This window comes from Thioclava indica (assembly GCF_000714545.1).
In the GTDB taxonomy this organism is placed as follows: Bacteria; Pseudomonadota; Alphaproteobacteria; order Rhodobacterales; family Rhodobacteraceae; genus Thioclava; species Thioclava indica.
Genome location: NZ_AUNB01000017.1, coordinates 36,326 through 59,004, shown reverse-complemented (window position 1 = coordinate 59,004; position 22,679 = coordinate 36,326). Strand labels below are relative to the sequence as shown.

General features: G+C 62.5%; 23 protein-coding genes. 9 read left to right on the top strand and 14 right to left on the bottom strand.

The window, feature by feature from the left end:
- Positions 1–301: 301 nt before the first annotated feature.
- The 5 genes from pssA to DT23_RS06055 form a co-directional block, all read right to left on the bottom strand.
- Positions 302–1,033 carry a CDP-diacylglycerol--serine O-phosphatidyltransferase gene (pssA, locus tag DT23_RS06075; RefSeq protein ID WP_038129441.1) on the bottom strand — a complete coding sequence of 244 codons (732 nt, stop codon included), beginning with the start codon at positions 1,031–1,033 and terminating at the stop codon, positions 302–304.
- Positions 1,034–1,056: 23 nt separating this feature from the next.
- A complete protein-coding gene (locus DT23_RS06070) occupies positions 1,057–1,755 on the bottom strand; it encodes a phosphatidylserine decarboxylase (protein WP_038129440.1) in 699 nt (232 codons plus the stop codon).
- Positions 1,756–1,894: 139 nt separating this feature from the next.
- Entirely contained in the window at positions 1,895–3,286 is a 1,392-nt protein-coding gene (locus DT23_RS06065) for a peptidoglycan -binding protein (protein WP_038129439.1), read from the bottom strand.
- 3 nt (positions 3,287–3,289) lie between these two features.
- Positions 3,290–4,486 (bottom strand): hypothetical protein, encoded by a 1,197-nt coding sequence (locus DT23_RS06060; RefSeq protein ID WP_038129438.1) that lies wholly within the window; start codon positions 4,484–4,486, stop codon positions 3,290–3,292.
- Between the two features lie 59 nt (positions 4,487–4,545).
- Positions 4,546–5,094: a gamma-glutamylcyclotransferase gene (locus DT23_RS06055; RefSeq protein WP_038129436.1), complete on the bottom strand. Its 549-nt coding sequence runs from the start codon at positions 5,092–5,094 to the stop codon at positions 4,546–4,548.
- 51 nt (positions 5,095–5,145) lie between these two features.
- Here DT23_RS06055 and DT23_RS06050 point away from each other — a divergent pair, with 51 nt between their 5' ends.
- Positions 5,146–6,201, top strand: a complete 1,056-nt coding sequence (locus DT23_RS06050) for a DUF2125 domain-containing protein (protein WP_038129433.1) — start codon at positions 5,146–5,148, stop codon at positions 6,199–6,201.
- Between the two features lie 44 nt (positions 6,202–6,245).
- On the opposite strand, the gene DT23_RS06045 is transcribed toward DT23_RS06050, so the two are convergent.
- From DT23_RS06045 to DT23_RS06020, 6 genes are all read right to left on the bottom strand, one after another.
- Entirely contained in the window at positions 6,246–7,169 is a 924-nt protein-coding gene (locus DT23_RS06045) for a prephenate/arogenate dehydrogenase family protein (protein ID WP_038129430.1), read from the bottom strand.
- The gene (hisC, locus tag DT23_RS06040) at positions 7,166–8,266 is read right to left on the bottom strand and encodes a histidinol-phosphate transaminase (protein WP_038129427.1); all 1,101 of its coding nucleotides are present in this window, start codon (positions 8,264–8,266) and stop codon (positions 7,166–7,168) included. The genes DT23_RS06045 and hisC overlap by 4 nt, the downstream gene beginning before the upstream one ends.
- Positions 8,267–8,430: 164 nt before the next feature.
- The gene (gene rpsD, locus DT23_RS06035) at positions 8,431–9,051 is read right to left on the bottom strand and encodes a 30S ribosomal protein S4 (RefSeq protein WP_038129419.1); all 621 of its coding nucleotides are present in this window, start codon (positions 9,049–9,051) and stop codon (positions 8,431–8,433) included.
- Positions 9,052–9,207: 156 nt separating this feature from the next.
- Entirely contained in the window at positions 9,208–10,065 is an 858-nt protein-coding gene (locus DT23_RS06030) for a DMT family transporter (protein ID WP_038129418.1), read from the bottom strand.
- Positions 10,066–10,096: 31 nt separating this feature from the next.
- Positions 10,097–10,423, bottom strand: coding sequence for a hypothetical protein (locus DT23_RS06025; protein WP_156023870.1), 327 nt, complete (start codon positions 10,421–10,423; stop codon positions 10,097–10,099).
- A 385-nt stretch (positions 10,424–10,808) separates the two neighbouring features.
- Positions 10,809–11,828 (bottom strand): ribose-phosphate pyrophosphokinase, encoded by a 1,020-nt coding sequence (locus DT23_RS06020; RefSeq protein ID WP_038129416.1) that lies wholly within the window; start codon positions 11,826–11,828, stop codon positions 10,809–10,811.
- Between the two features lie 114 nt (positions 11,829–11,942).
- Between DT23_RS06020 and DT23_RS06015 the strand changes: the two genes are divergently transcribed.
- The 5 genes from DT23_RS06015 (at position 11,943) to purF (ending at position 16,972) form a co-directional block, all read left to right on the top strand.
- On the top strand, positions 11,943–12,542 hold the full coding sequence (locus DT23_RS06015) for a 2-hydroxychromene-2-carboxylate isomerase (RefSeq protein ID WP_038129414.1): 600 nt from the start codon (positions 11,943–11,945) through the stop codon (positions 12,540–12,542).
- Complete coding sequence (locus tag DT23_RS06010; protein WP_051697082.1) at positions 12,542–13,357, top strand: alpha/beta fold hydrolase; 816 nt, start codon at positions 12,542–12,544, stop codon at positions 13,355–13,357. Before DT23_RS06015 ends, DT23_RS06010 begins: the two co-directional genes overlap by 1 nt.
- 27 nt (positions 13,358–13,384) lie before the next feature.
- The gene (radA, locus tag DT23_RS06005) at positions 13,385–14,749 is read left to right on the top strand and encodes a DNA repair protein RadA (RefSeq protein ID WP_038129412.1); all 1,365 of its coding nucleotides are present in this window, start codon (positions 13,385–13,387) and stop codon (positions 14,747–14,749) included.
- A gap of 22 nt (positions 14,750–14,771) precedes the next feature.
- Positions 14,772–15,386: a CvpA family protein gene (locus tag DT23_RS06000; RefSeq protein WP_038129411.1), complete on the top strand. Its 615-nt coding sequence runs from the start codon at positions 14,772–14,774 to the stop codon at positions 15,384–15,386.
- A gap of 107 nt (positions 15,387–15,493) precedes the next feature.
- Positions 15,494–16,972, top strand: coding sequence for an amidophosphoribosyltransferase (purF, locus tag DT23_RS05995; protein WP_038129409.1), 1,479 nt, complete (start codon positions 15,494–15,496; stop codon positions 16,970–16,972).
- Positions 16,973–17,306: 334 nt separating this feature from the next.
- Here the strand turns inward: purF and DT23_RS05990 are convergent, their stop codons facing one another.
- From DT23_RS05990 to DT23_RS05980, 3 genes are read right to left on the bottom strand one after another with little or no spacing between them, the layout of a single operon-like run.
- A complete protein-coding gene (locus DT23_RS05990) occupies positions 17,307–17,705 on the bottom strand; it encodes an MliC family protein (protein ID WP_051697081.1) in 399 nt (132 codons plus the stop codon).
- On the bottom strand, positions 17,702–18,079 hold the full coding sequence (locus tag DT23_RS05985) for a cell division protein ZapA (RefSeq protein WP_038129406.1): 378 nt from the start codon (positions 18,077–18,079) through the stop codon (positions 17,702–17,704). Before DT23_RS05985 ends, DT23_RS05990 begins: the two co-directional genes overlap by 4 nt.
- Positions 18,072–18,665 (bottom strand): hypothetical protein, encoded by a 594-nt coding sequence (locus DT23_RS05980; RefSeq protein WP_156023869.1) that lies wholly within the window; start codon positions 18,663–18,665, stop codon positions 18,072–18,074. The genes DT23_RS05985 and DT23_RS05980 overlap by 8 nt, the downstream gene beginning before the upstream one ends.
- 196 nt (positions 18,666–18,861) lie before the next feature.
- Between DT23_RS05980 and tkt the strand changes: the two genes are divergently transcribed.
- The 3 genes from tkt to DT23_RS05965 are packed head-to-tail and all read left to right on the top strand — an operon-like array spanning position 18,862 to position 22,678.
- Complete coding sequence (gene tkt / locus DT23_RS05975; protein ID WP_038129400.1) at positions 18,862–20,880, top strand: transketolase; 2,019 nt, start codon at positions 18,862–18,864, stop codon at positions 20,878–20,880.
- A 41-nt stretch (positions 20,881–20,921) separates the two neighbouring features.
- A complete protein-coding gene (locus tag DT23_RS05970) occupies positions 20,922–21,812 on the top strand; it encodes a DMT family transporter (RefSeq protein ID WP_162177186.1) in 891 nt (296 codons plus the stop codon).
- Complete coding sequence (locus DT23_RS05965) at positions 21,809–22,678, top strand: lysophospholipid acyltransferase family protein (RefSeq protein ID WP_038129398.1); 870 nt, start codon at positions 21,809–21,811, stop codon at positions 22,676–22,678. The genes DT23_RS05970 and DT23_RS05965 overlap by 4 nt, the downstream gene beginning before the upstream one ends.
- Position 22,679 lies beyond the last annotated feature (1 nt).

Here is a 22,679-nt window from a genome sequence, read left to right as displayed (position 1 = left end):
GTGCCCCACCTGCGCAACCACTTTTTTCCTTTTAGGGGCAATTTTTTCGCGTCGCCCATATTTTATTGGTGAAAAATCAGGCATCCTTGCGCAACTCAGCTGTCTATGCGGTGCTGTGTAAAGCCAATCCACGCCCCCTCCCCCGGGGTAAGGCGATTCATTTCGCGGTTTTGGGTGAGTCTTGGGGCGTTTTGAGCGCCGAAGCGGGCGAATCCAAAGCGACTCGCGCGCGGGAAGGCGGAAAGGTCGTGATGTCGGGGAATCGCCTGAATCATAGCGACCGAGAGCGTCTCGGTCCGACTCAGCCGCGCAGAATCAATCCGCGCGCACGCCAGATCGCAGGCATCAACAGCGCGACATAGATCACGACGATAATCACCATCAGCAGCCAGATCTTGGTGAACACCATGCCCACCGCAATCACCGTGCCGATCAGGGCAAACCCGACAGCCCCGCGCGGGATGCGCAAGGCTTTGGGCGAGAACGTCTTGATTCGCGAGATCATCAGCGTACCGACCAACCCCAGCCAGATCGCCACCAGAACCGGCACAGCACGCGCATCCCCAATATCTGCAAAGGTGACAAACATCGGCAGCAGCGCAAGCCCCGCCCCCGCAGGCGCGGGCACGCCGGTAAAATGGCGCATCGAGTCGGGTTCGGAGCGCATCACGTTGAACCGCGCCAGACGCAAACAGGCCGCCCCTGTGTAGATCAGCACGAAAATCCAGCCGAACGCGTGGGTCTCTCCCAGCGCGAAGCGATACACCAACAGGCCGGGCGCAACACCAAAGCATAGAAAGTCAGACAGGCTGTCGAGTTCAGCCCCGAAATCAGAGGTCGCATGCAAGCGCCGCGCAATCAGCCCGTCCAAGCCGTCAATCAGCCCCGCAAGCAAAATCAGCACCACCGCGAATTCGAACCGGTCGTCCATCGCAAACCGGATCGCGGTCAGCCCCAGCCCCATCCCCGCCATCGTGACCAGATTGGGCACGAGCTGCAAAAACGGCATCCGGTCTTTTTCATGCGGTTCCATTATGCGCCCTCCTGCCCCGATACTTAGCGAACGCCGCCCTGGCGTTGCGGTTCCGTGCCGTCGAGATCGGCGATCACGGTTTCGCCTGCACACATCGTTTGACCAATGCACACCAGCGGCGTCACGCCTTCGGGCAGGTAGATATCAAGACGCGAGCCAAACCGGATCAGGCCAAAACGCTCGCCGCTCATCAGGCTTTGGCCCTCTTTGGACCAGCACAGGATGCGCCGCGCCACCAGACCCGCGATCTGCACCACTCCATATTGCCGCCCGTCAGGCAGCGTCACGGCCAAACCGTTGCGCTCGTTATCCGAACTTGCCTTATCAAGCGCGGCATTAAAGAACTTGCCGGACCGATACGCGACTTTCGAGATCCGCCCCGCAGCGGGCAGCCGGTTCACATGGCAGTTAAACACCGACATGAACACCGAGATCCGCATCATCGGCTGATCGCCAAGCCCCAGTTCGACCGGCGGCACAGCGGGTTCCAGCAACGAGACAACCCCATCCGCGGGCGAGACCATCAGCCCCTCCCGCGTGGGCGTCACCCGTTCGGGATCGCGGAAGAAATAGTAACACCACACCGTCAGCCCGACACCAATCCAGCCCAGCGGCTCCCATAGCAAAAACAGAACCAGCGTGATCCCCGCAAAGATCGCAACGAACTTGCGCCCCTCGGGATGCATCGGTTTGACGAAGGTAGAAAGCATAGAGACGGACATAGGGCCTCGCATTAGGTGTTTGCCCCCGCTGCTTAGCCTATGCACGCACGCTTGGAAATCCCGCGCTGCGTGCTTTGCCGCCACGATCACGTTTCCCGATCCGATATCAGCGGCGCCGCCCCCCCTGCCCGCGCAACGCTCAGCGTTCGGTCAGCTTCAACTCGATGCGGCGGTTTTGCGCGCGTGCCTCTGGGGTGTCGGCTGTGTTGACCGGATCGAACTCGGCAAATCCGGCTGCGGCGAGGCGTTGGGGCGGAAAGCCAAGGCTGCCCACCATATATTTCACCACCGAGAGCGCGCGCGCCTGACTGAGTTCCCAGTTGTCCTTGAACTGACCATTGCCCGAGAGCGGCGTGTCATCGGTGTGCCCATCAACGCGAATGATCCACGGGATATCGGCGGGAATTTCCGAGCGCAGCTGATCAAGCAGCCCTGTCACCTGTTTGATCTGCGCCTTGCCCGCGTCAGAAAGTGTAGCCGAGCCGGGCGGGAACAGCACTTCGGACGAGAACACGAACCGGTCGCCCTCGACCTTCACGCCCGAGCGCCCTTTCAGCAGTTGCGACAGCTTGCCGAAAAATTCCGAGCGGTAGTTTTGCAGATCCTTGGCCTCGGCCTCGGCCTTTTTGCGCGCGGCTTCTTCCAGATCGGCGCGTTTCTTTTGCTCGGACGCGGCGCGCGCGAGGGCTGCGTTCAACTGCTGGCCCAGATTTTCCAGCTGCACCTTAGAGGCCGCATCCTTTTGCTGCGCCTCATCGAGCACCGATTGCAGCTGCGCCAATTGCGTGCTCAGCGCCGCAACCTGTTGATTGAGCAACGCTACTTTCTTGGCGGCATCATCCGAGATTTGCGTCTGTTCCTGCAGGGCCTTTTGCGCCGTAGCTTTCAGTGCGGCCTGTTTTTCGGCCTCGCTCAGTTGTTGGTTGAGTTGCGCTTCGATGTCTTTCTTGGCGGTCTGCGCAGCGGCCAGCAGGGTCAGCGTCTCCTCGGCCTTCTTGCGCGCCTCTTCCAGTTGCAGCGTCATCGCCGCCACCGCATCGCCCGATTGCGTCAGTTTGGTGCGCAGATCGGCGATGGTTTCCTTGCTGAGGCGAATTTCATCGGCCTTGGCGGTCGCATCGCTTTGCGCGGCGTCGCGCTCGCCAATCAACTGCGCGACGCGGGCCTCGAATTCGGTGATCTTCTGGCCCGCCGCATCCAACGCGGCCTTGCGATCCGAAAGTTGAGTCGTCAGCGTCGCAATCAGCGCGTTTTGCTGATCGGCCTTGTCACGCGCATCCTCCAGCTCGCCGGTCAGGCGCTGCGTGCGCGTTTGTTGCAGCGACAGCGCACGCGCCAACTGGCTGACCTGTTCGTTCAACGCGACCAGCTCACCCTCTTTGGTGCTCAGCGTGTCGCGCAACACCGATTGCACGATCATAAAGATCGACAGCACGAACATCAGCACCAGCAACAGCGCCGTCATCGCATCGACGAAACCGGGCCAGATATTGGCCGAAAACCGGTTGTTATTGCGCCGCGCCAAGGCCATGGATCAATCCTCGCGCGGGGGTTTATAGCCCAGAATGGCGCGGGTGAGTGCTGCGAAATCATGGCGCAGATCCGCCAGGCTTTCCTGCCGCCCCGCCGAGATTTCTTCAAGCATCCGCATCATTTGCTGATCAATCGAGCGCAGGCGCATCCGAGTTTCGGCCATTGCCTCGGCCTCGGGGGCGCCCTCGGCGGTGCGCGCGGACAACTGGTCAAGCGCGCCGATCAGCCGGTCTTGCCCATCCGCCATTTGCTGCAACGAACGCGCCTGAACCGCGCGCGCGTCAATCTCGCCGCCCATGCGTTCGGACAGGTCATGCAGCGCGTTCGAGAGATGCGCGATGCGCGCCTCGGTCTGCACCCGTCCGGCGTCGGATCGCACGAACAGCGTCTGGATTTGCTCCATCTGCTCGGACATGTGATCAAGGATGCCCGCCACCATCGAGCTTTCGCCATCCCCGCCCTCAAGGGCCGTGAACGACAGCCGCGTGATCGAGGAGATCCATTCCTCCAACTCGCGATAAAACCGGTTCTGACCGTGATTGGCAAACAGCTCTAACAGCCCCACCACCAGCGAGCCCGCAAGGCCCAAGAGCGACGAGGAAAATGCCGTGCCCATGCCGCCAAGCTGTGCCTCAAGCCCGGTCATGAGGTTGTCAAACACCCCCATCGCGCTTTCGCCCTCTTTCGGGGCCAGGGCGCGGATGGTTTCCACAACAGCGGGCACGGTCGTGGCAAGCCCGTAAAACGTGCCCAGCAGCCCGAGGAAAATCAGCAATGAGGTGATATAGCGCGTGATGTCGCGCGCCTCGTCGATCCGCGTGGCTACCGATTCCAGGATCGAGCGCCCCGAACTGGACGACACCGCCCGACGCGCCTCACGCGAGCCAAGCAACGAGGCCAGCGGTGCCAACATCGAGGGCGCGCTCACCTCGGGGCGTCCGGGGCGATCAGCGGCGAAACTTTCGATCCAGTTCACCGCCTTGACCAGCTGCGCCACCTGCCAGAAACAGGCCAGAATACCAAAGCCGAAAACCGTGACGATCACCCCGTTCAGCCAAGGATTTGCCAGAAAGATCGGGAAGATACGCGCATAAGCGAAATAGCCGCCCGTGCCCACCAGCGCCAAAACCAACAGCATCAGGAGAACCTGACGCACGGGTTGCGAGAATTGCGGGTTTATTCGCACTGGTTCGTGCATACCCTGCCCCTTTGCCTGTTTGATCGCAGACTAGCGGCGCGTGCGCCCCTCGCCAAGTGTTAACGCATCAATTCCCGCACGCGCGCCACAAGCGCATCGAGCAGCGTGTCGGGGATGCCCAATTCGTGCAAATGTGCCGCTGTATTAAACAGATAGTCGCTGTTGGGGCCACGCCCGCCGGTGGCTTGGGCGATAATGCGCGCCTGCTCTTCCAGCGTGAGCGCCCCGCAATACTGATCGTGATGGCGGTCGATCACATAGGTCACGGCCTGCACGCACCGCCCGTCCGCCAGTTCCAATGAGATTTCACGCTCCAGATAGGCCGAGGTGACCAGCTCGCGCGCGCGCAGATAGGCCATGACCTCGGTCTCTTGGCCTGCGCGCACTGCAAAAGCTACCCCGTCACACCCGCCCTGCCCCGCATTCAGCGCCAGCACCAGACCCGGCGCTTCGGGCGTGCCGCGATGCACCAGCGAGCGCAGACAGAACGAGCGTTCATAGCCCGGCGCGCGGGCCAGACTGCGCTCGGCCGCATCAAAGCCGGGGTTCCAGATCAGCGAGCCATAGCCGAAAATCCAGATCGTGTTCGTGTCGGGCTGGTTGTTCATGGCCAAGCGACTTACATGGGACGCAGGATGATTGCAAAGAGGCATTGAGCAATGCGCAAGCTGATCTGGCTGGTGGTGATTTTGACGCTCGGCTATGCGGGCTATTGGTTTTACGGCTCCTCCCAGATCGAGGCGGGCGCGAAAGCGATGCTGACACAGGCCCGCCAAGACGGCTGGGGCGATGCCAAGGGCGTCACGATGGCGGGGTTTCCGTCGCGCTTTGATCTGACCTACGAAGAACCCCAATTGTTTGGCGCGGACGGCGCGTGGTCGTGGTCAGCGCCCTATGCGCAGGTCTTTGCGCTGGGATACGCGCCCAACAAGGTGATTTCCTATCTCCCCTCGGGGCAGAAAATCAGCCTTGGCGATCAAAGCTATACGCTGAATCTGGCCGATATGCGCAGCTCGGTGACGGTGGGCTATTCCACGACCTTGCCGCTGGAAAACCTCGTCACCGTCATCCAAAAGCCGGTGCTGACGCCTGACGCGGGCACTGCCCCCGAGCTCAGCGCCGATCAGCTTCGCCTTGCCATCACCCGCGAGGATAAGGCGCAGGGCGCGCTGCCCGATCCGCAAAACAAGGGCCAGTTGATCATGCCCGGTGCCACCTATCGCCTTGGCGCCGAGGCGGTGAACCTGACGCTGCCCCCCGCGCTGGTGGCCAAACTCGCGCCCAAGTCTGGCTTGGGTGACACGGTCGCGCGCCTCCATCTGGACGCGCTTGCAGGCTTGCGCGACCCGATCACCAAAGAGGCGGCGGATCACGGTGTGCCGGGGCTAATGACATTTGCGTTGAGTGATCTGTCGCTGAGTTGGGGCGGCAATGATCTGTCCGTTGCAGGCAATCTGCGCATTGATGCCAGCGGCTATCCCGAAGGCACGCTGCAGATCCGCTCGGCGTCGTGGCGCAACTGGATTTCGATTGCGCAAGGGGCGGGGCTGATTGCCAGCGATCAGGTCAATCTGATTTCCGGCGTGGCGACGATGCTGGCCGCGAAAGACCCGCAAGACGCGCTCGAAATTCCGTTGATTTTTCAAAACGGTCAAATGAGCCTCGGGCCGATCCCGCTAGGGCCAGCACCGCAATTTCCCCAACAGCAGGGCTAATTTGACGACGGGGGGCCGGCCACGATAGCGGGCCGGTATGCGCCTCAGGCGTCTTTCTTCGGCCCACGCCCGAAATCGGGCGCGTCGGTGTCTTGGCCGGCCTCAATGATGCCACGCCGGATCGCGCGGGTACGCGAGAAGTAATCCTCCAGCACCTCACCATCGCCCATCCGGATTGCGCGTTGCAGCATGAAAAGCTCCTCGGTAAAGCGGCCCAGAATATCCAGCGTGGCCTCTTTGTTGGTCAGGAACACATCGCGCCACATCACCGGATCGGACGCCGCGATCCGGGTGAAATCGCGAAAGCCGGTTGCAGAATATTTGATGACTTCTTCGTGGGTTACACGGCGAAGATGATCTGCCACGCCAACCATCGTATAGGCGATCAGGTGGGGCGTATGCGACACCACGGCCAGCACCAGATCATGGTGATCGGGCGGCATGTCGTCGGTATTGGCCCCCATCGCCTCGACCAGCGATTTCAGCCGTGCCAGCGCCTCGGGGTCGGTATTCTCAAGCGGCGTGAACAACCACCAGCGATTGGTGAACAGCGTCGCAAAGCCCGCACGCGGACCCGATTGCTCGGTCCCTGCCAGCGGGTGGCCGGGGATGAAATGCACGCCTTCGGGCATATGCGGGCCAACCGCGTCGATCACCGCGCGCTTGACCGAGCCTACATCGGTCACAGTCGCGCCCGATGCCAGATGCGGCGCGATTTCCGCCGCGATCACGCCCATCGCCCCCACCGGCACGCAGAGCACGACCAGATCAGCGCCTTTCACGGCTTCGGCGGCCGTGTCATGAACGCTATCGACCAGCCCGATCTCCAACGCAGTCTCGCGCGTCTCGGCCGAGCGCGCATGCCCCGTGATTGTGCCGACAAGCCCATGCTCACGCATCGCGCGCGCCATCGACGAAGCGATCAGCCCAAGCCCGATCAGCGCAACCTTTTGATACATCACGCTCATGCGCCCTGGCTCGCGCCGCCAGCCTTGAACACGCCGATCAAATGCGCGACGCGGCGGCATGAGGGTTCATCGCCCACAGTGATGCGCAGGCAGTTGGGCAGGTTGTACCCGCCCACGCGGCGCACGATCACGCCCTCGGATTTCAGCCAGTCATCGCAGGCTTCGGCCTCTTGATCCGAGGCAAACCGCGCCAAGATGAAGTTCGCCGTGGAAGTATCTGACGGAACACCCTTTTCTGCCAGCGCCTCAGCCAGCCAAGCGCGCAGACGGGTATTGTCATCGCGGCATTTGTTGATCCAATCCTGATCGCGCACGGCGGCCTCTGCGGTTTCAAGCTGCGCGGTAGCAAGGTTGAACGGGCCACGGATGCGGTTGAGAATGTCGATGATCTCACGCGGACCATAGCCCCAGCCCACGCGCAAGCCCCCCAGACCGTAGATCTTGGAAAACGTGCGCGTCATAAAGACATTGGGCAGCCGCGTGGCCAGTTCGGCCCCACCGTCATAGCCCTCGACATACTCAGAATAAGCGCTGTCGATCACCAGCAGCGCGCCCTTGGGCAGACCATTGGCCAGACGCTCCAACTCCGCCAGACCGATCATCGTGCCTGTCGGGTTGTTGGGGTTGGCCAAAAACACCAGCTTGGTTTTCTTGGTGCAGGCGGCAAGGATCGCATCGACATCGGTCGTGCGCTCGCGCTCGGCGACCTGAACGGGGGTGCCGCCCGCCGCTTGCGTGGCGATGCGATACATCAGAAAGCCGTGCTCGGTGAAAATTACCTCGTCGCGCGGACCGACAAAGGACTGACACAGCAGATGGATGATCTCGTCGCTGCCCACGCCGCAGATGATGCGGTCAGGGTCCAGCGCGTGCACATCGCCAATCGCAAGACGCAGCTTGGCGTGATCAGTCGAGGGGTAGCGGTGCATCGTGTGGGCGCATTTGGTAAACGCGTCCTTGGCCTTATCAGATGGACCAAAGGGGTTCTCGTTCGAGCTTAGCTTGATCGCATCAGTGCGACCAGCGACATGGGCCGCCCCGCCCTGATACAGCTCGATGTCCATGATGCCGGGTTGCGGGCGGATGTGACTCGTCATGACCTGTTCCTCGAAATTCCCCTGATATCTAGCGGGGTGTGCGCGACAGGGCTAGTCTCAAGATCACCCCAAAGTCATCGCGTCGCAATGCGCGGCCTGCATGCAACGAAAAAGGCCGCACCCGAGGGCGCGACCTTTCGCAAAAACCGGCGAAGACTGAAAGATCAGTTCTTCGCGTAGAATTCGACCACGAGGTTGGGTTCCATTTGAACCGCGTAGGGCACGTCACCCAGCTTGGGCGTGCGCACAAAGGTCGCAACCATTTTGTTGTGATCCACGTCAAGGTAGTCGGGCACGTCGCGCTCGGGCGATTGCACGGCTTCCAGAACCAGCGCCATCTGCTTGGACTTCTCGCGCACTTCCACAACATCGCCTTCTTTCAGGCGATACGACGGGATGTTCACTTTCTTGCCGTTCACCATGACGTGGCCGTGGTTCACAAACTGACGCGCCGCAAACACGGTCGGCACGAATTTCGCGCGGTAGACCAGTGCGTCCAGACGACGCTCGAGCAGACCCACCAGGTTTTCACCGGTGTCGCCCTTCACACGCTCGGCTTCGGCGTAGATGCGGCGGAATTGTTTCTCGGTCAGATCGCCGTAATAGCCCTTGAGCTTTTGCTTGGCGCGCAGCTGGGTGCCGAAATCGGACATTTTGCCCTTGCGGCGCTGGCCGTGCTGGCCGGGGCCGTATTCGCGACGGTTGACCGGCGATTTGGCGCGGCCCCAGATGTTTTCGCCCATGCGGCGGTCGATCTTGTACTTGGCAGAGGTGCGTTTGGTCATCTCTGATCTCCTTCTTAGCGTTTCGAAGGGCGTTGTCCTTCTCCGGGTATGATCCCGGCGACAGGTTTCCTCTTGCAAGGTCCACCAACACCAATGAATGACCCGGCAGCTTTGGCTACCGGGATGGCGGGCTTATTACAGGGCACACCCCCGGAGTCAACGCGCTTTCGGGCGGTTTTTGCGCAGTGACAGCGCGATGCCCCCCAGAACCAGCGCCGCGGCGATCCAGAAGCGTAGCGTTGGGGTCTCGGCCAGCAGGACCGCCCCGCCCAGCGCCGCAAGGATCGGCACGCTCAACTGGGCAATCGCAGCCAAACTCGCAGGGATTTGCGGCAGCACGCGATACCACAGCGCATAGCCCAGCCCCGAGGTGATCGCCCCCGAAGCCAGAGCAGGTCCCCAGCCCCAAGCCGCGCCCTGCCCCGCATCGCGCGCCACGCCCAGCCAGATCAGCGCCAGCGGCACCGCCAGCGCGAAATTCAACGCGCTCGCCACCAGCGGATCACCCGCACGCCGCCCGTTGAGCGAATACAGACCCCAGCCGACCCCCGCGAGCGCCATCAGCCCGAAGCCCAGCGGATCAAGGTGCTGCCCGCCCGAGCCGGGCGCCAGCAGCACCGCCAACCCCGCAAAGGCCAGCCCCGCCCCAATCCAGCGCCAAAGCGAGATCGGCTCGCGCAGCACCAAAGCGCCGCCAAACATCGTGATCTGCACCATGCCAAACAGCGTCAACGCGCCAACGCCTGCATCAATCAAGCCGCTCGCGATAGAAAACCCATAGATATAGAGAAACAGCGTCGCGACGCCCGCGCCAGCCACCGAGGGCAGCATCCGCATTCCGCGCCAGCCCTTTGTGCCCAGCGCCATCACCAGCAACACCGCCGCCCCCGAGGACAACCGCACCACCCCGGTAAAAGCCGGCCCCCAGCCCGCCCCGTGCACCGCCATCCGGTTGAGCACCGAATTGGCCGCAAAGGCGATCATCACAAGGGCGGTGAGGGATAGCAGGCGCATCTGGCTCCTTACATGGCGATCAGGTGAGACCCTATTTGCGCCGCGGATTGTAGGGCTGGGCGGTGCAACGGCCCGAACCCGTAAAGCTGTTATCGTAGCCAAGCGGCATCTGCCGGACCTGCACGTCCATCGTATCCTTGAGCAGCGTCACCGTCTCGCGCACGGTGTGACCGCTGCTGGCGACGCCATGCGAACCAACGTTCACGTTTTTCACCTCCCAGCGCAAGGTGGTACGCGCCGGATTGTCCGCCACGACCTTGACGGGAATCCCCTTACCGTAGGTCCGCCAGATCAACCCGTCGACCGCGCGCGCCTCGCCAGTCTTGGCGTTATAGACGATCTCAAACGTCTTTGACATAAAGCTCCTGCTGGGGCGGTTGCTCAACGTGCATTTATAAAGAGTCGCGCCAGCTTGTGCGGCCGTAGCGCCCATCATCAATGTCGCAGCGATCAGAAATCTTCCCAAATACATGATGTGTATCTCACTCATTGTTTGATCCAGCGCCAACCCGGTCACGGTAAAATCCGACTAAATCCGCCTATTCGGGATAGTGTGCCGGAAAAATCCTGTAAAGAAACGTCAGCGCAGCAAGCGCCTTTGCACCAACACCTTCGCGCGAGCGCGCCGTGACGCTGCCTCTCTACGGTTACGGCGTCCCAGCGGCGACTGGTTCAGGCTCGGCGCAGCAAAAAAGCCCGGATCGCTAAGATCCGGGCCTTCAGGTCGGGGTGCCGCGCGCCGCTCAATCGCGGGTATACATGCCCTCGTAAATCGGGGTCAGGGTCTCGGTTTCAAACAGCGAGGACACAGACGTGCCCGACCATGTGTTCAAGATCGCCTGGGCAAACATCGGCGCGGTGGGCACGATGCGGATATTGGGGCAGGCTTTGACGGCGTCGCTCGGCTCGATGGAATCCGTAATCACCAGCGATTTCATCACAGATTTGCTGACCCGTTCGACCGCCGGGCCAGACAGCACGCCGTGGGTGATATAGGCGTGGACCTCGGTCGCGCCTGCCTCCATCAGCACTTCGGCGGCTTTGCACAAGGTGCCTGCGGTGTCGCAAATGTCGTCCACGATGATGCATTTCTTGCCCGAAACATCCCCAATCACCGTCATCCCTGCGATCTCGCCCGCCTTCTCGCGCCGCTTGTCAACAATCGACAGCGGGGCCTCGATCCGCTTGGCCAGCTCGCGCGCCCGCGCCACGCCGCCGACATCGGGCGAGACGACCATCACATCACTCATCTTGCCCTTGAAGTGGTGCAGAATATCCAGCGCGAAGACCGGGCTGGCATAAAGGTTGTCCACCGGAATATCGAAAAAGCCCTGAATTTGCGCCGCGTGCAGATCCAGTGTCAGGATGCGATCAACACCGGACTCGGTCAGCAAGTTCGCCACCAGCTTGGCAGAGATCGGCGTGCGTGCCTTGGTGCGCCGGTCCTGACGGGCATAGCCGAAATAGGGGATCACGGCGGTGATGCGATCGGCGGACGAGCGGCGCAGCGCATCCGACATGATCAGCAATTCCATCAGGTTGTCATTGGCCGGGTTCGAGGTCGACTGGATGATGAACATGTCCTCGCCGCGCACGTTCTCATAGACCTCGACAAAGATCTCGCCATCGTTGAACCGCTCCACCCGCGTATCGACCAGCCCCACCGACATTCCGCGATGCATCGACATCCGCCGCGCGATGGATTGCGCCAGCGGGCGGTTCGAATTTCCGGAAATCAGCTTGGGTTCGGTGACAACAGACATCAGGGCAGGTCCTCGGGGCAGCGCCGGGTCACCCCGACAGGATTCGGTTGATTGCGCCTGCCTTAGCACCGAGGTAGCTTGGCGGCAATTTCCACCGTCAAGAAAGTGTTATCAATGGCGCGGATCGACTATTTTTTCGGCGTTTTCAGCCCCTGGACCTATCTCGCAGGCCAGCGACTCGAGGAAATCGCCACCCGTCACGGGGCCAGCATTGCCTATAAACCGCTTGATCTGATTGCGCTGTTTGCGCGCACCGGCGGCACGCCCCCGGCGCAGCGTCCGGCTTGCCGGATGGAGTATCGCATGCAGGAACTCAAGCGCTGGTCGGCGCGTCTTGGCATGGCGATGGATTTCACTCCGCCGTTCTTCCCGACCAACCCCGCGCCGGCGTCCTATGCGATCATCGCCGCGCAACAGGCAGGCGGGGGCGATCTTGGCGGGCTGACCCATGCGATTGCACGCGCCTGCTGGGCCGAGGGCAAGGATATCGCGCAAGACGAGGTGATCCGCGCCGCCCTTGAGGCGAACGGGTTCTCGGGGGATCTGGTGACTTCGGGGATGTTTGAGGGCGCAATTACCTATGAGCGAAACCTGCAAGAGGCCGTGGATCGCGGCGCGTTCGGTTCGCCCTTTTATATCGTGGCCGACAGTGACGAACGGTTCTGGGGACAAGACCGTCTCGCCCTTCTGGACGATCATCTGGGGGAACTGTAATGGCGCGCGATCTACGCCAAGGCGCCGATATCGCGTGGCAGACCTTTGGGCATGGCGAACGCCCGGCGCTGGCGATCCATTGCACGCTTGGCAATTCCAAACTGTGGAGCGAGGCGCTGATGCCGCTCGCCGCGCAGATCAACGCCATCGGCTTCGACCAGCCCGGTCACGGCCAATCTGCACCGTGGCGGGGCGATCCGGCGGAGTCGGGCGCATTCCAGACGCTGGTGACGCGTATCGCGGCCAGCTTCATCGAGCGCCCGGTCGATCTGATCGGTCATAGTTTTGGCGCTTCGGTCGCGCTGCGCATCGCGGTGGGCGCTCCCGAAGCGGTGCGCTCGCTGACGCTGATTGAACCCGTGCTCTTCGCCGCCCTGCCCGAAAGCGACCCGGAATGGATCGCCCTGCGCAAAAAGCAGGACCATTTCGAGGCGATGATGGCCGCAGGCGATCACGAGGCCGCCGCGCGCGGTTTCATGCGCGATTGGGGCACCGGCCAGCCATGGGAGAGCTACACCGAGTCCCAGCGCGCGCGCTTCATCGCGACCATGCCGATGGTGGAAAATATCAGCCGCGCGAATTTCGAAGATCCGGCAGGAATCGCGCGCGACGGCGGCATCGAGGCGATCGACGCGCCGGTGATGATCATCCACGGCGACCGCTCGCCCCCCACCATGCCCCGCGTGGCCGAGGCAATCGCGGCGCGGCTGTCTGATGTCGGCGTCGCCTGCATCCGCGACGCAGGCCATATGTTGCCCGCCACCCATGCGGCACAATGCGCCGATCTGATCGGTGCCAATCTGGAACGCTCGTAGTGCTGCCCCTTAGAATAGAAAGACCCGATGGCCAAATCTGCCCCCTCTTTTCGTTGCGCTGAATGTGGTGCCACCCATGCCAAGTGGTCGGGGCGCTGTGAGGCATGCGGCGCATGGAATTCCCTTGTCGAGGAAAGCCCGCTCTCCAAAACCCCCGGTTCGGGTCTGGGCGGCGCCAAGGGCAAGCTGATCCAGCTTTCCGCGCTTGACACCAAAGAGGCCCCGCCCAAACGCGCCTTGGCGGGCATGCCCGAGCTGGACCGCGTGTTGGGTGGTGGGCTGGTCGCGGCCAGCGCGATTCTGGTGGGCGGTGATCCCGGCATCGGGAAATCGACACTGCTGTTGCAAGCCGCCGCAGCTTTTGCCCGCACGGGGTTGAAAACGCTCTATATCTCGGGCGAAGAGGCCGCCAGCCAGGTGCGCATGCGCGCCGCGCGTCTTGGTCTGGCCGATGCGCCAGTGGGCTTGGGCGCGGAAACCTCGCTGCGCGACATCCTGACCACGCTCGAGGCCGAACGCCCCGATCTGGTGGTGATCGATTCCATTCAGACGATGTGGTCAGACCGCGTCGAAAGCGCACCCGGCTCTGTCAGCCAGCTTCGCGCCGCCGCCCATGAATTGGTGAGTTTCGCCAAACGGCGCGGCACGGCGGTGATTCTGGTCGGCCATGTCACCAAAGAAGGCCAGATCGCAGGCCCGCGCGTGATCGAGCATATGGTCGACACGGTGCTCTATTTCGAGGGTGAGCGCGGCCACCAGTTCCGCATCCTGCGCGCGGTGAAAAACCGCTTTGGTCCGGCCTCGGAAATCGGCGTGTTTGAAATGACCGGCGCGGGGCTGGCCGAGGTCGCCAACCCCTCGGCGCTGTTTCTATCCGAGCGCGGTCAGGCCGCCCCCGGCTCCGCCGTCTTCGCAGGCATCGAGGGCACCCGCCCCGTGCTGACCGAAATTCAGGCCCTCGTCGCCCCCTCCTCGCTCGCCTCGCCAAGGCGCACGGTGGTCGGGCTTGATTCGGGGCGAATCTCGACGATTCTGGCGGTGCTGGAATCGCGCTGTGGCATCCCGTTTACCGGTCTGGATGTGTTTCTCAACGTCGCGGGCGGCATGAAAGTCATCGAACCTGCCGCCGATCTGGCCGCCGCCGCCGCGCTATTGAGTGCCCGAGAAGACACAGCTTTGCCCGCAGATATGGTTATTTTCGGGGAAATCAGCCTGTCGGGTGCGCTTAGACCTGTCGGTCAGGCCGAAAACAGGTTGAAAGAAGCGGCAAAACTTGGTTTTTCACAAGCCATCGCGCCGACAGGCACAAAAGCCGACGGCACAACCGGGATGTCCATGCGCAAGCTGGGGGATCTCGTGACTTTTACGGGCGAGATGTTCGGCGCGGGCTAGCGCGAACAGCACAGGAGCGCAAATGGACGGGTTCACCATCGTTGATGCCATCGTGGCGATTGTCATCATTCTCTCGGCGATCCTCGCCTATTCCCGCGGCTTCGTGCGCGAAGGGCTGGCGATTGTCGGCTGGATCGCGGCGGCTGTGATCGCCTACGCCTTTGCCAATCAGGCGCGCCCGCTGGTGCAACAAATCCCGGGGCTTGATAAATTCATCGGCAATAGCTGCGAATTGGGGATGATCGGCGGCTTTGCGGTGGTGTTTGCCATTGCTTTGGTGGTGTTTTCGATCCTCACGCCGCTGTTTGCCTCGGCAGTGCAGCGCTCGGCCCTTGGCGGGCTTGATCAGGGCTTGGGCTTTTTGTTCGGCGTGCTGCGCGGCGTGATTTTGGTCGCGGTTGCCTTTGTGGTTTATGACCGCGTGATGGGCAATGACCCGGTGTCGATGGTGGATAATTCGCGCTCGGCCAAGGTGTTTGCGCGCATGTCGGGCCAGATGGATGAGACCATGCCCAGCGACGCACCCGGCTGGATCGTGGCGCGCTATGAGGCCCTCGTCGCCACCTGCACCGCCCCGCAAGGCGATGGCACAGATCCCGCGCGCATCGATGAATTGCCCAGCACTCCGGCAAATTGAGGGTGCCTGAATCACGGTTTTGATAGCGCGAGGGGTTAACACCTCTCGCGTTTCGCATTAAACGGGCCTCAACGCCCTACCCTTTCGCGTTCATCGGAGCTGCTGCCATGCCCTGCACCGCACCCGCCAAGACCCATTACGCCGATCCTTTCGACGACGACAAGCTGCGCGAGGAATGCGGCGTTTACGGCGTTGTCGGGGTCGCTGATGCGGCCAATTTCGTCGCCCTCGGCCTGCACGCGCTGCAACATCGCGGCCAGGAGGCAGGCGGCATCGTCGCCCATGACGCGGCTACCGGGTTCAACTCGGCGCACCGTTTCGGCTATGTGCGCGACAATTTCACCAAATCGAGCCTGATGGAAACGCTGCCCGGCGATGTCGCCATCGGCCATGTGCGCTACTCCACTGCGGGTTCAAAAGGCGCTGTGATCCGCGACATCCAACCCTTCTTTGGCGAGTTCTCGATGGGCGGCTGCGCGGTGGCCCATAACGGCAACCTGACCAATGCCGACTCGCTGCGCCTTGAGCTGATCGAACGCGGCGCGATCTTTCAGTCCAGTTCAGACAGCGAGTGCATCATCCACCTGATGGCGCGTTCGATCCAGCGCAAACATGCCGACCGCATCGCAGATGCGCTGCGCCGGGTTGAGGGCGCGTTTTCCATCGTCGCGATGACGCGCACCAAGCTGATCGGCGTGCGCGACCCGCTGGGCGTGCGCCCGCTGGTGCTGGGGAAAGTCGGCGAGAGCGGCTATGTCCTGTCCTCGGAAACCTGCGCGCTTGATATCATCGGCGCCGAGTTCGTGCGCGAGATCGAACCGGGCGAAATGGTCGTCATTCAAGACGGCCGCGTCGACAGTTCCCGTCCCTTCGGCCCGTCTACCGGACGGTTCTGCATCTTTGAACATGTCTATTTCTCGCGCCCCGATTCCATCATCGGCGGCCGCTCGATCTACGAAACGCGCCACGATATCGGCGTCGAACTGGCCCGCGAGGCCCCCGTTGATGCCGATCTGGTCTGCCCGGTGCCCGATAGCGGCACCCCCGCAGCCATTGGGTTTTCCCACGAAAGCGGCATCCCCTTTGCCCTCGGCATCACGCGCAACCAATATATGGGCCGCACTTTCATCGAGCCGACCGAGCAGATCCGCAACATGGGCGTGCGCCTCAAGCTCAACGTCAACAAGGCGCTGATCAAGGGCAAGCGGGTGATCTTGGTCGACGACTCCGTCGTGCGCGGCACCACCTCGCGCAAGATCAAGGACATGATTCTGGATGCGGGCGCAAAAGAGGTGCATTTCCGCATCGCCTCTCCGCCCACGGCCTGGCCCTGTTTCTACGGCGTCGATACGCCCAATCGCGACAAACTGTTGGCCGCCCAAATGACCGAGGAAGAGATGCGCGAATGGGTCGGCGTGGATTCGCTCAAATTCATCTCGCTCGACGGGCTTTACCGCGCCGTGGGCGAATCTGGCGGGCGCAATAATTCCTGCCCGCAATATTGCGATGCCTGCTTCTCGGGCGAATATCCGGTGACACCTACGGATCAGATCGAGAAGGGTTTCGAGATGAAAGCCGCCGAGTAAGGCTTTCATCGCGCTAGACTTTTAGAAGTGTCGCATTTCATCTAGCTGAAAATACTCCCGCCGGAGGCTCCGGCAGGTGCGAGTAATCGCAACCCTTATCAGAAAAGAGCGCGCTCACAACCCGCGCCAGCCCTGTGCTAGCGCTTCGGGCGTTCGCACCTAAGCGGCTGCCCTGCGCTTGCGCTTCGGGCGTTCGCCACTCACCGGCTGCCCTGCGCTTGCGCTTCGGGCGTTCGCCACTCACCGGCTGCCCTGCGCTTGCGCTTCGGGCGTTCGCCACTTTGAACGCTCCACTGGAGCGTTCAATCCGCGCGCTTTGCGCGCGGACCGTGGCTCACTCCTCCTGGCACCCGCTTAGCAGGCTTTGGGACTCGCCGTCCTCAGAGATCCAGGCCAGCGTCGCGCCAGAGCCTTTGGTCCACCAGACATAGCCCGCCTCGCCTTCGCCATCCTCGGCGTATTTCGCACCATCTGCCGAGCGGATATGGCTCATCACGACCATCCGCCCCTCAAGCATCAGCACGACGCGCTGCGGGTTGCTGTCGTTGAGATAGGCTGCAGGCACACGTGCACCGCGCTCGCAACTATAGATGCGGGTGATCACGCCATCTGCGGCCGAGGAATTGGTGAGCGGAGCCAGTCGCTCGGGCGCGGGAGCTGGCGCGGACGGTGTATCTTGGGCAAAAACAGGCGCGGCCAGCAGCAGGCCGATCGCAAAAGCGGCGGCCCTCATACCTGCTCCTCGACGCGATCAGCCATAGCCTCGGCGCGCGCGGCGATCTCGGCCAGCGAGTCGGTCACTTCCGAGGGCACCACCGCCACTTCGACCTGCGCAGGATTGGACTGCAACTCGTCGATCTTGGCTTGCAACTCGCCCGCCTTGTTTTGCGCCTCGCGCAGCTGATCCTCGATCCCCGCCGCCTTATCGGCCAGCATCAGCCCCGCCATCAGCAACATTCGCGTCTCGGGCATCCGCCCGATCTGGCCCAGCAGCACCTGCGCCTCGTTATTCAGCATCAAGGCGGCGGTGCGCAGGAAATGCTCTTCGCCTTGCTGGCAGGCCACCTGAAAATCGCGGCCCCCGATAGAAATGGTCAGATCAGGCATCGTGCGACTCCTCTTCATCCGGCGCGAGGATCGGGGCGAGCCCGTCAAGGATATCGCCCAACTCATTGATTTCGCTCGCACGCGCGGCGCGCAAGGCGGTCAACTCGGCCATCAACCCCTCCTCGGAAAACGCCACGCCCTCATCCATCAGCTTGCGATTGGACGCGATCAGCGCGGAGTTTGCAGCCTTCAGCGCGGCCACCTCTTTGAACGCAGCCTCTTGGGCGCGCACGGCGGCCCCGTATTTGCGCTCCATCGCGTTCAGCGTGGTGTCCTGTTTCTCGCGGATCGCACGTACGCGCTCGGAGAGTTGCGCATTGGCCTCGCGCTCGGCGTCAAGCGCGGCTTGTAGCTGCGCGACCTCGGCATTCGGCGCAACCGGATCAGCAGGCGCAACTGGTTCAGCACCCTCTACCGGCGCCTCTTGCGGCATCTCGATCTCGGCTTCGGGCGGCGTGGAATCGGGCTCAAACGCAGCCTCTGGCTCGGGCGGTGTCGCCCGTTTTTGCGCCAGCACCTCAACCCCGCGCCCGATCCGTTCGAGCGCAAAAGAGATGCGGCGTTCGTATTCGGCAATCTCGCTCATACGCGCCTCCTCATCGGTCTGCTGTCCCGCTTTTGTCCCGAATCGCATTCGAGGGCAGGATTTCGCACAGTTTAACCCTGTTGCGTGATCCAAGCCCACCCTTTTGCCTCAAGCACTTGGGGGCCAAGCTTGATCTTGCCCCGATCCCTGCTATCAGAGGGCGCAAACGCCCCTCAGTTGCCTGAAAGGAACCGCCATGGAAATCGAAGAGCTGCGCAAGGCCCATCCCGAACACTGGAAACTGGCCTCAGCGATCCGCGCGCTGACGATGGATGCGGTGCAAGCCGCCAATTCCGGGCATCCCGGCGCGCCGATGGGGCTGGCCGATGTGGCCACCGTGCTGTTTTCCAAGCACCTGAAGTTTGACGCTTCCGCCCCGAAATGGGCCGATCGCGACCGCTTTGTGCTGTCGGCGGGCCATGCCTCGATGCTGGTCTATTCGCTGCTGCATCTGGCAGGCGACGAACAGGTCACGCTCGAGCAGATCAAGAATTTCCGCCAGATGGGCGCGCTGACAGCGGGCCACCCGGAAAACTTCCTGCTTGATGCGGTGGAAACCACCACCGGCCCGCTGGGTCAGGGCATTGCGACCGCTGTGGGCATGGCAATTGCCGAAGAATCGCTGCGTGCGCATTGGGGCAAGAAGCTGGTCGATCACCGCACTTGGGTCATCGTTGGCGATGGCTGCCTGATGGAGGGGATTTCCCAAGAGGCAATCGGTCTTGCCGGCATGCAAGAGCTGAGCAACCTGATCGTGCTGTGGGACAACAATGACATCACCATCGACGGGCGTGTCTCGATTTCGGACAAAACCGATCAGCGCGCGCGCTTTGCCGCCTCGGGCTGGACGGTTCTGCATTGCGATGGCCATGATCCCGACGATATCGACCGTGCGCTAACGGAAGCCAAGCAAGCCAAAGGTCCGGTTCTGGTGGATTGCAAAACCATCATCGGCTTTGGCGCGCCCAATAAATCCGACAGCTACGCCGCACACGGCGCGCCCCTTGGCGATGAGGAAATCGCGCGCACCAAGGCGATTTACGGCTGGGATCACGGCCCGTTTGAGATCCCCGCCGACGTCAAATCGGCTTGGGAAGCGATTGGCAGCCGGGGAGCTACCGAGCGCGCCGAATGGGAAGAGCGGTTTGCAGCCCTTTCCGACAGCAAGCGCGGCGAGTTTACCCGCATCATGACCGGCACGGTGTCGAAAAAACTGGTCGGCGCGATCCGCAAGTTCAAGAAAGAGCAGGCCGAGACCGCCCCCAAAGTCGCCACCCGCAAGGCCAGCGAAATGGTGCTGAACGTGATCAACCCGATCTGCCCCGAAACGCTGGGCGGCTCGGCGGATCTGACCGGCTCGAACCTGACAAAATCCAAGGAAATGTCGGTTTTCAACCCTGAGAACCGCAAGGGCCGCTACATCAATTACGGCATCCGTGAACACGGTATGGCGGCGGCGATGAACGGGCTGTTCCTGCATGGCGGCGTGCGCGCCTATGGCGGGACGTTCTTCTGCTTCACCGATTACGCGCGCGGCGCGATGCGCCTGTCTGCGCTGATGAAAGTGCCCACCGTTTACGTCATGACCCATGACAGCATCGGTCTGGGCGAAGATGGCCCGACCCACCAGCCCGTCGAGCATCTCGCAATCTGCCGCGCCACGCCCAACACGCTGACCTTCCGCCCCGCCGATGTGGTGGAGACCGCCGAGGCGTGGGAAATCGCGATGAGCCAAGAGGGCACGCCCTCGATTCTGGCGCTGAGCCGGCAGGGGCTGCCCACGCTACGCACCGAATACAAACCGCAGAACCTCACGGCAAAAGGCGCTTATGTCATCGCCGAGGCCGATGGCAAGCGTCAGGCGATCCTGATGGCGACGGGTTCCGAAGTGGAAATCGCGCTGAAGGCCCGCGAAATTCTGCAAGCCCAAGCGATTGGCACGCGGGTCGTGTCGATGCCCTGCATGGAGCTGTTCGCCGCCCAAGACGAAAGCTACCGCAAGCGCGTCCTGCCGCCCAATTCGGTGCGTGTCGCCGTTGAGGCCGCCGTGCGTCAACCTTGGGATCGCTGGCTTCTGGGCGAGCGGGGCCGCGAGGCCAAGGCCGGGTTTGTCGGCATGGATCGCTTTGGCGCCTCTGCCCCCGCGCCCGAGCTATATGAAAAGTTCGGCATCACCCCCGAGGCCGTGGCCGACAAGGTCAAAGCCCTCCTCTGATGGCGCAGCCCACCACCAAGACTATTGCGAGGGGGCCCGCCGTGGCCCCCTCTTTTCATCCCGACCGGCCCGGTCTGGCGGTGGTCTTCATGCTGGGCGCGTTTTCCATGCTGACCCTGATGGATGCCTTCGCCAAGCTGCTGGGTCAGGGCTATCATCCGCTGCTGATCGTCTGGGCGCGGTTCGCGGTGAATGCGCTGGTGTTGGGGGCGATTTTCGGGCGCTCGGTGCCGCGCCGGTTGCGCACCCGACAGCCCGGTTTGCAGGCCGGGCGCGCGCTGTTCCAGATGGGCGCGATTGTCGCCTTCTTTTTCGCGCTGCGCTATATCGGCTTGGCGCAGGCCACCGCCTTGGGCGATCTCAATCCGGTAATCGTGACGCTGGGCGCGGCGCTGTTCTTGGGTGAGCGGCTGGGCGTGCATCGTATCTTTGGCATCGCTGCGGCCTTTGTAGGCGCGATGATCATTCTGCGCCCCGGCACGGGTATGTTTCACCCCGCAGCCCTGCTGGCGCTGGCGACAGCGTTCAGCTTTGCAGGTGCCATTTTGCTGACGCGGAAGGTGCGCGGGGATAGTGCGGCGACCTCGCAGCTTTGGTCCTCGGGCGTCGGGCTGGTGCTGTCATCGCTGGCGCTGCCGTTCTTTTGGCAACCCATCGCGCTGGCCGATCTGTGGATTTTCGTTGCCCTTGGCCTTGCGGGCAGCCTGAGCCAGTTCCTGCTGATCCGCGCGTTTTCACTGGGCGAGGCGGGCACCTTGGCCCCCTTTGGCTATTCGGGGCTGATCTTTGCCTCGTTCTGGGGCTGGCTGATGTTTGACCAGCTTCCCGATGGCGCGACGATCCTCGGGGCGCTTGTGATCATCGGCGCGGGGCTTTATGTCTGGTCGCGTGAGCGCCGCGCGGCGCGCCTTTCAACAGTCAGCCCGCGATGAAAAACGACACGCCTTCCCTTTCAGATCGCCTGTCCAACGCCGTTTTCGTAACGGTGATGAAGCTGGTGCAAATGCTGCCCTATGAGCGGCGTATTCCGCTGGCCGGGCGTCTGGTGTCGCGCGCCGCCCCCTTGCTGGGCTTTACCCGCCGGGTGCGCGAAAACCTTGCGCTGACCTGCCCCGATCTGCCCGAGGCTGAGGTCAAACGCCTTGAACGCGCGGTGCCTGACCGGCTTGGCCGGGTGCTGGCCGAGATTTATTCGGGCGAGGAATTTCTGGCGCGCGTGCGCGACCTGCCCATCGAAGGCCCCGGTGCCGAGGCGCTGGCGCTGGCCCATACCGAGGGTCGCCCGGTGGTTCTGGCGGTCGGGCATTTTGGCAATTACGACGCGTGGCGCGCGGCGCTATCGGCGCGGGGCTACCGCGTGGGCGCGATCTATCGCCCGATGAACAACGCCGCCTTTAACGAGCAATATGTCGCCGCAATTTCCGCGATTGCCGAGCCGCTGTTTTCGCGCTCGCGACGCGGTCTGGCCGAGATGATGAAATTCCTGCGCGATGGCGGGATGGTCGCTTTCGGCTTTGATCAATATTTCAAACGCGGGGCCGACCTGACGTTTTTCGGCCAGCCTGCGCGCACGCCGCTTTCGGCAGCGGAAATGGCGCTCAAGATGAAGGCCGATCTGATTCCGGTCTATGCGATCCGCCAGAAAGACGGGCTGAGTTTTCGCATTGTGGTCGAAGCCCCCATTCCCCATAGCGACGCCGAAACCATGACGCAGGCGCTCAACGATGCGCTCGAGGCGCGGGTGCGCGAGAATATGGATCAGTGGTTCTGGATACATCGCCGCTGGAAGCAGCGATAAG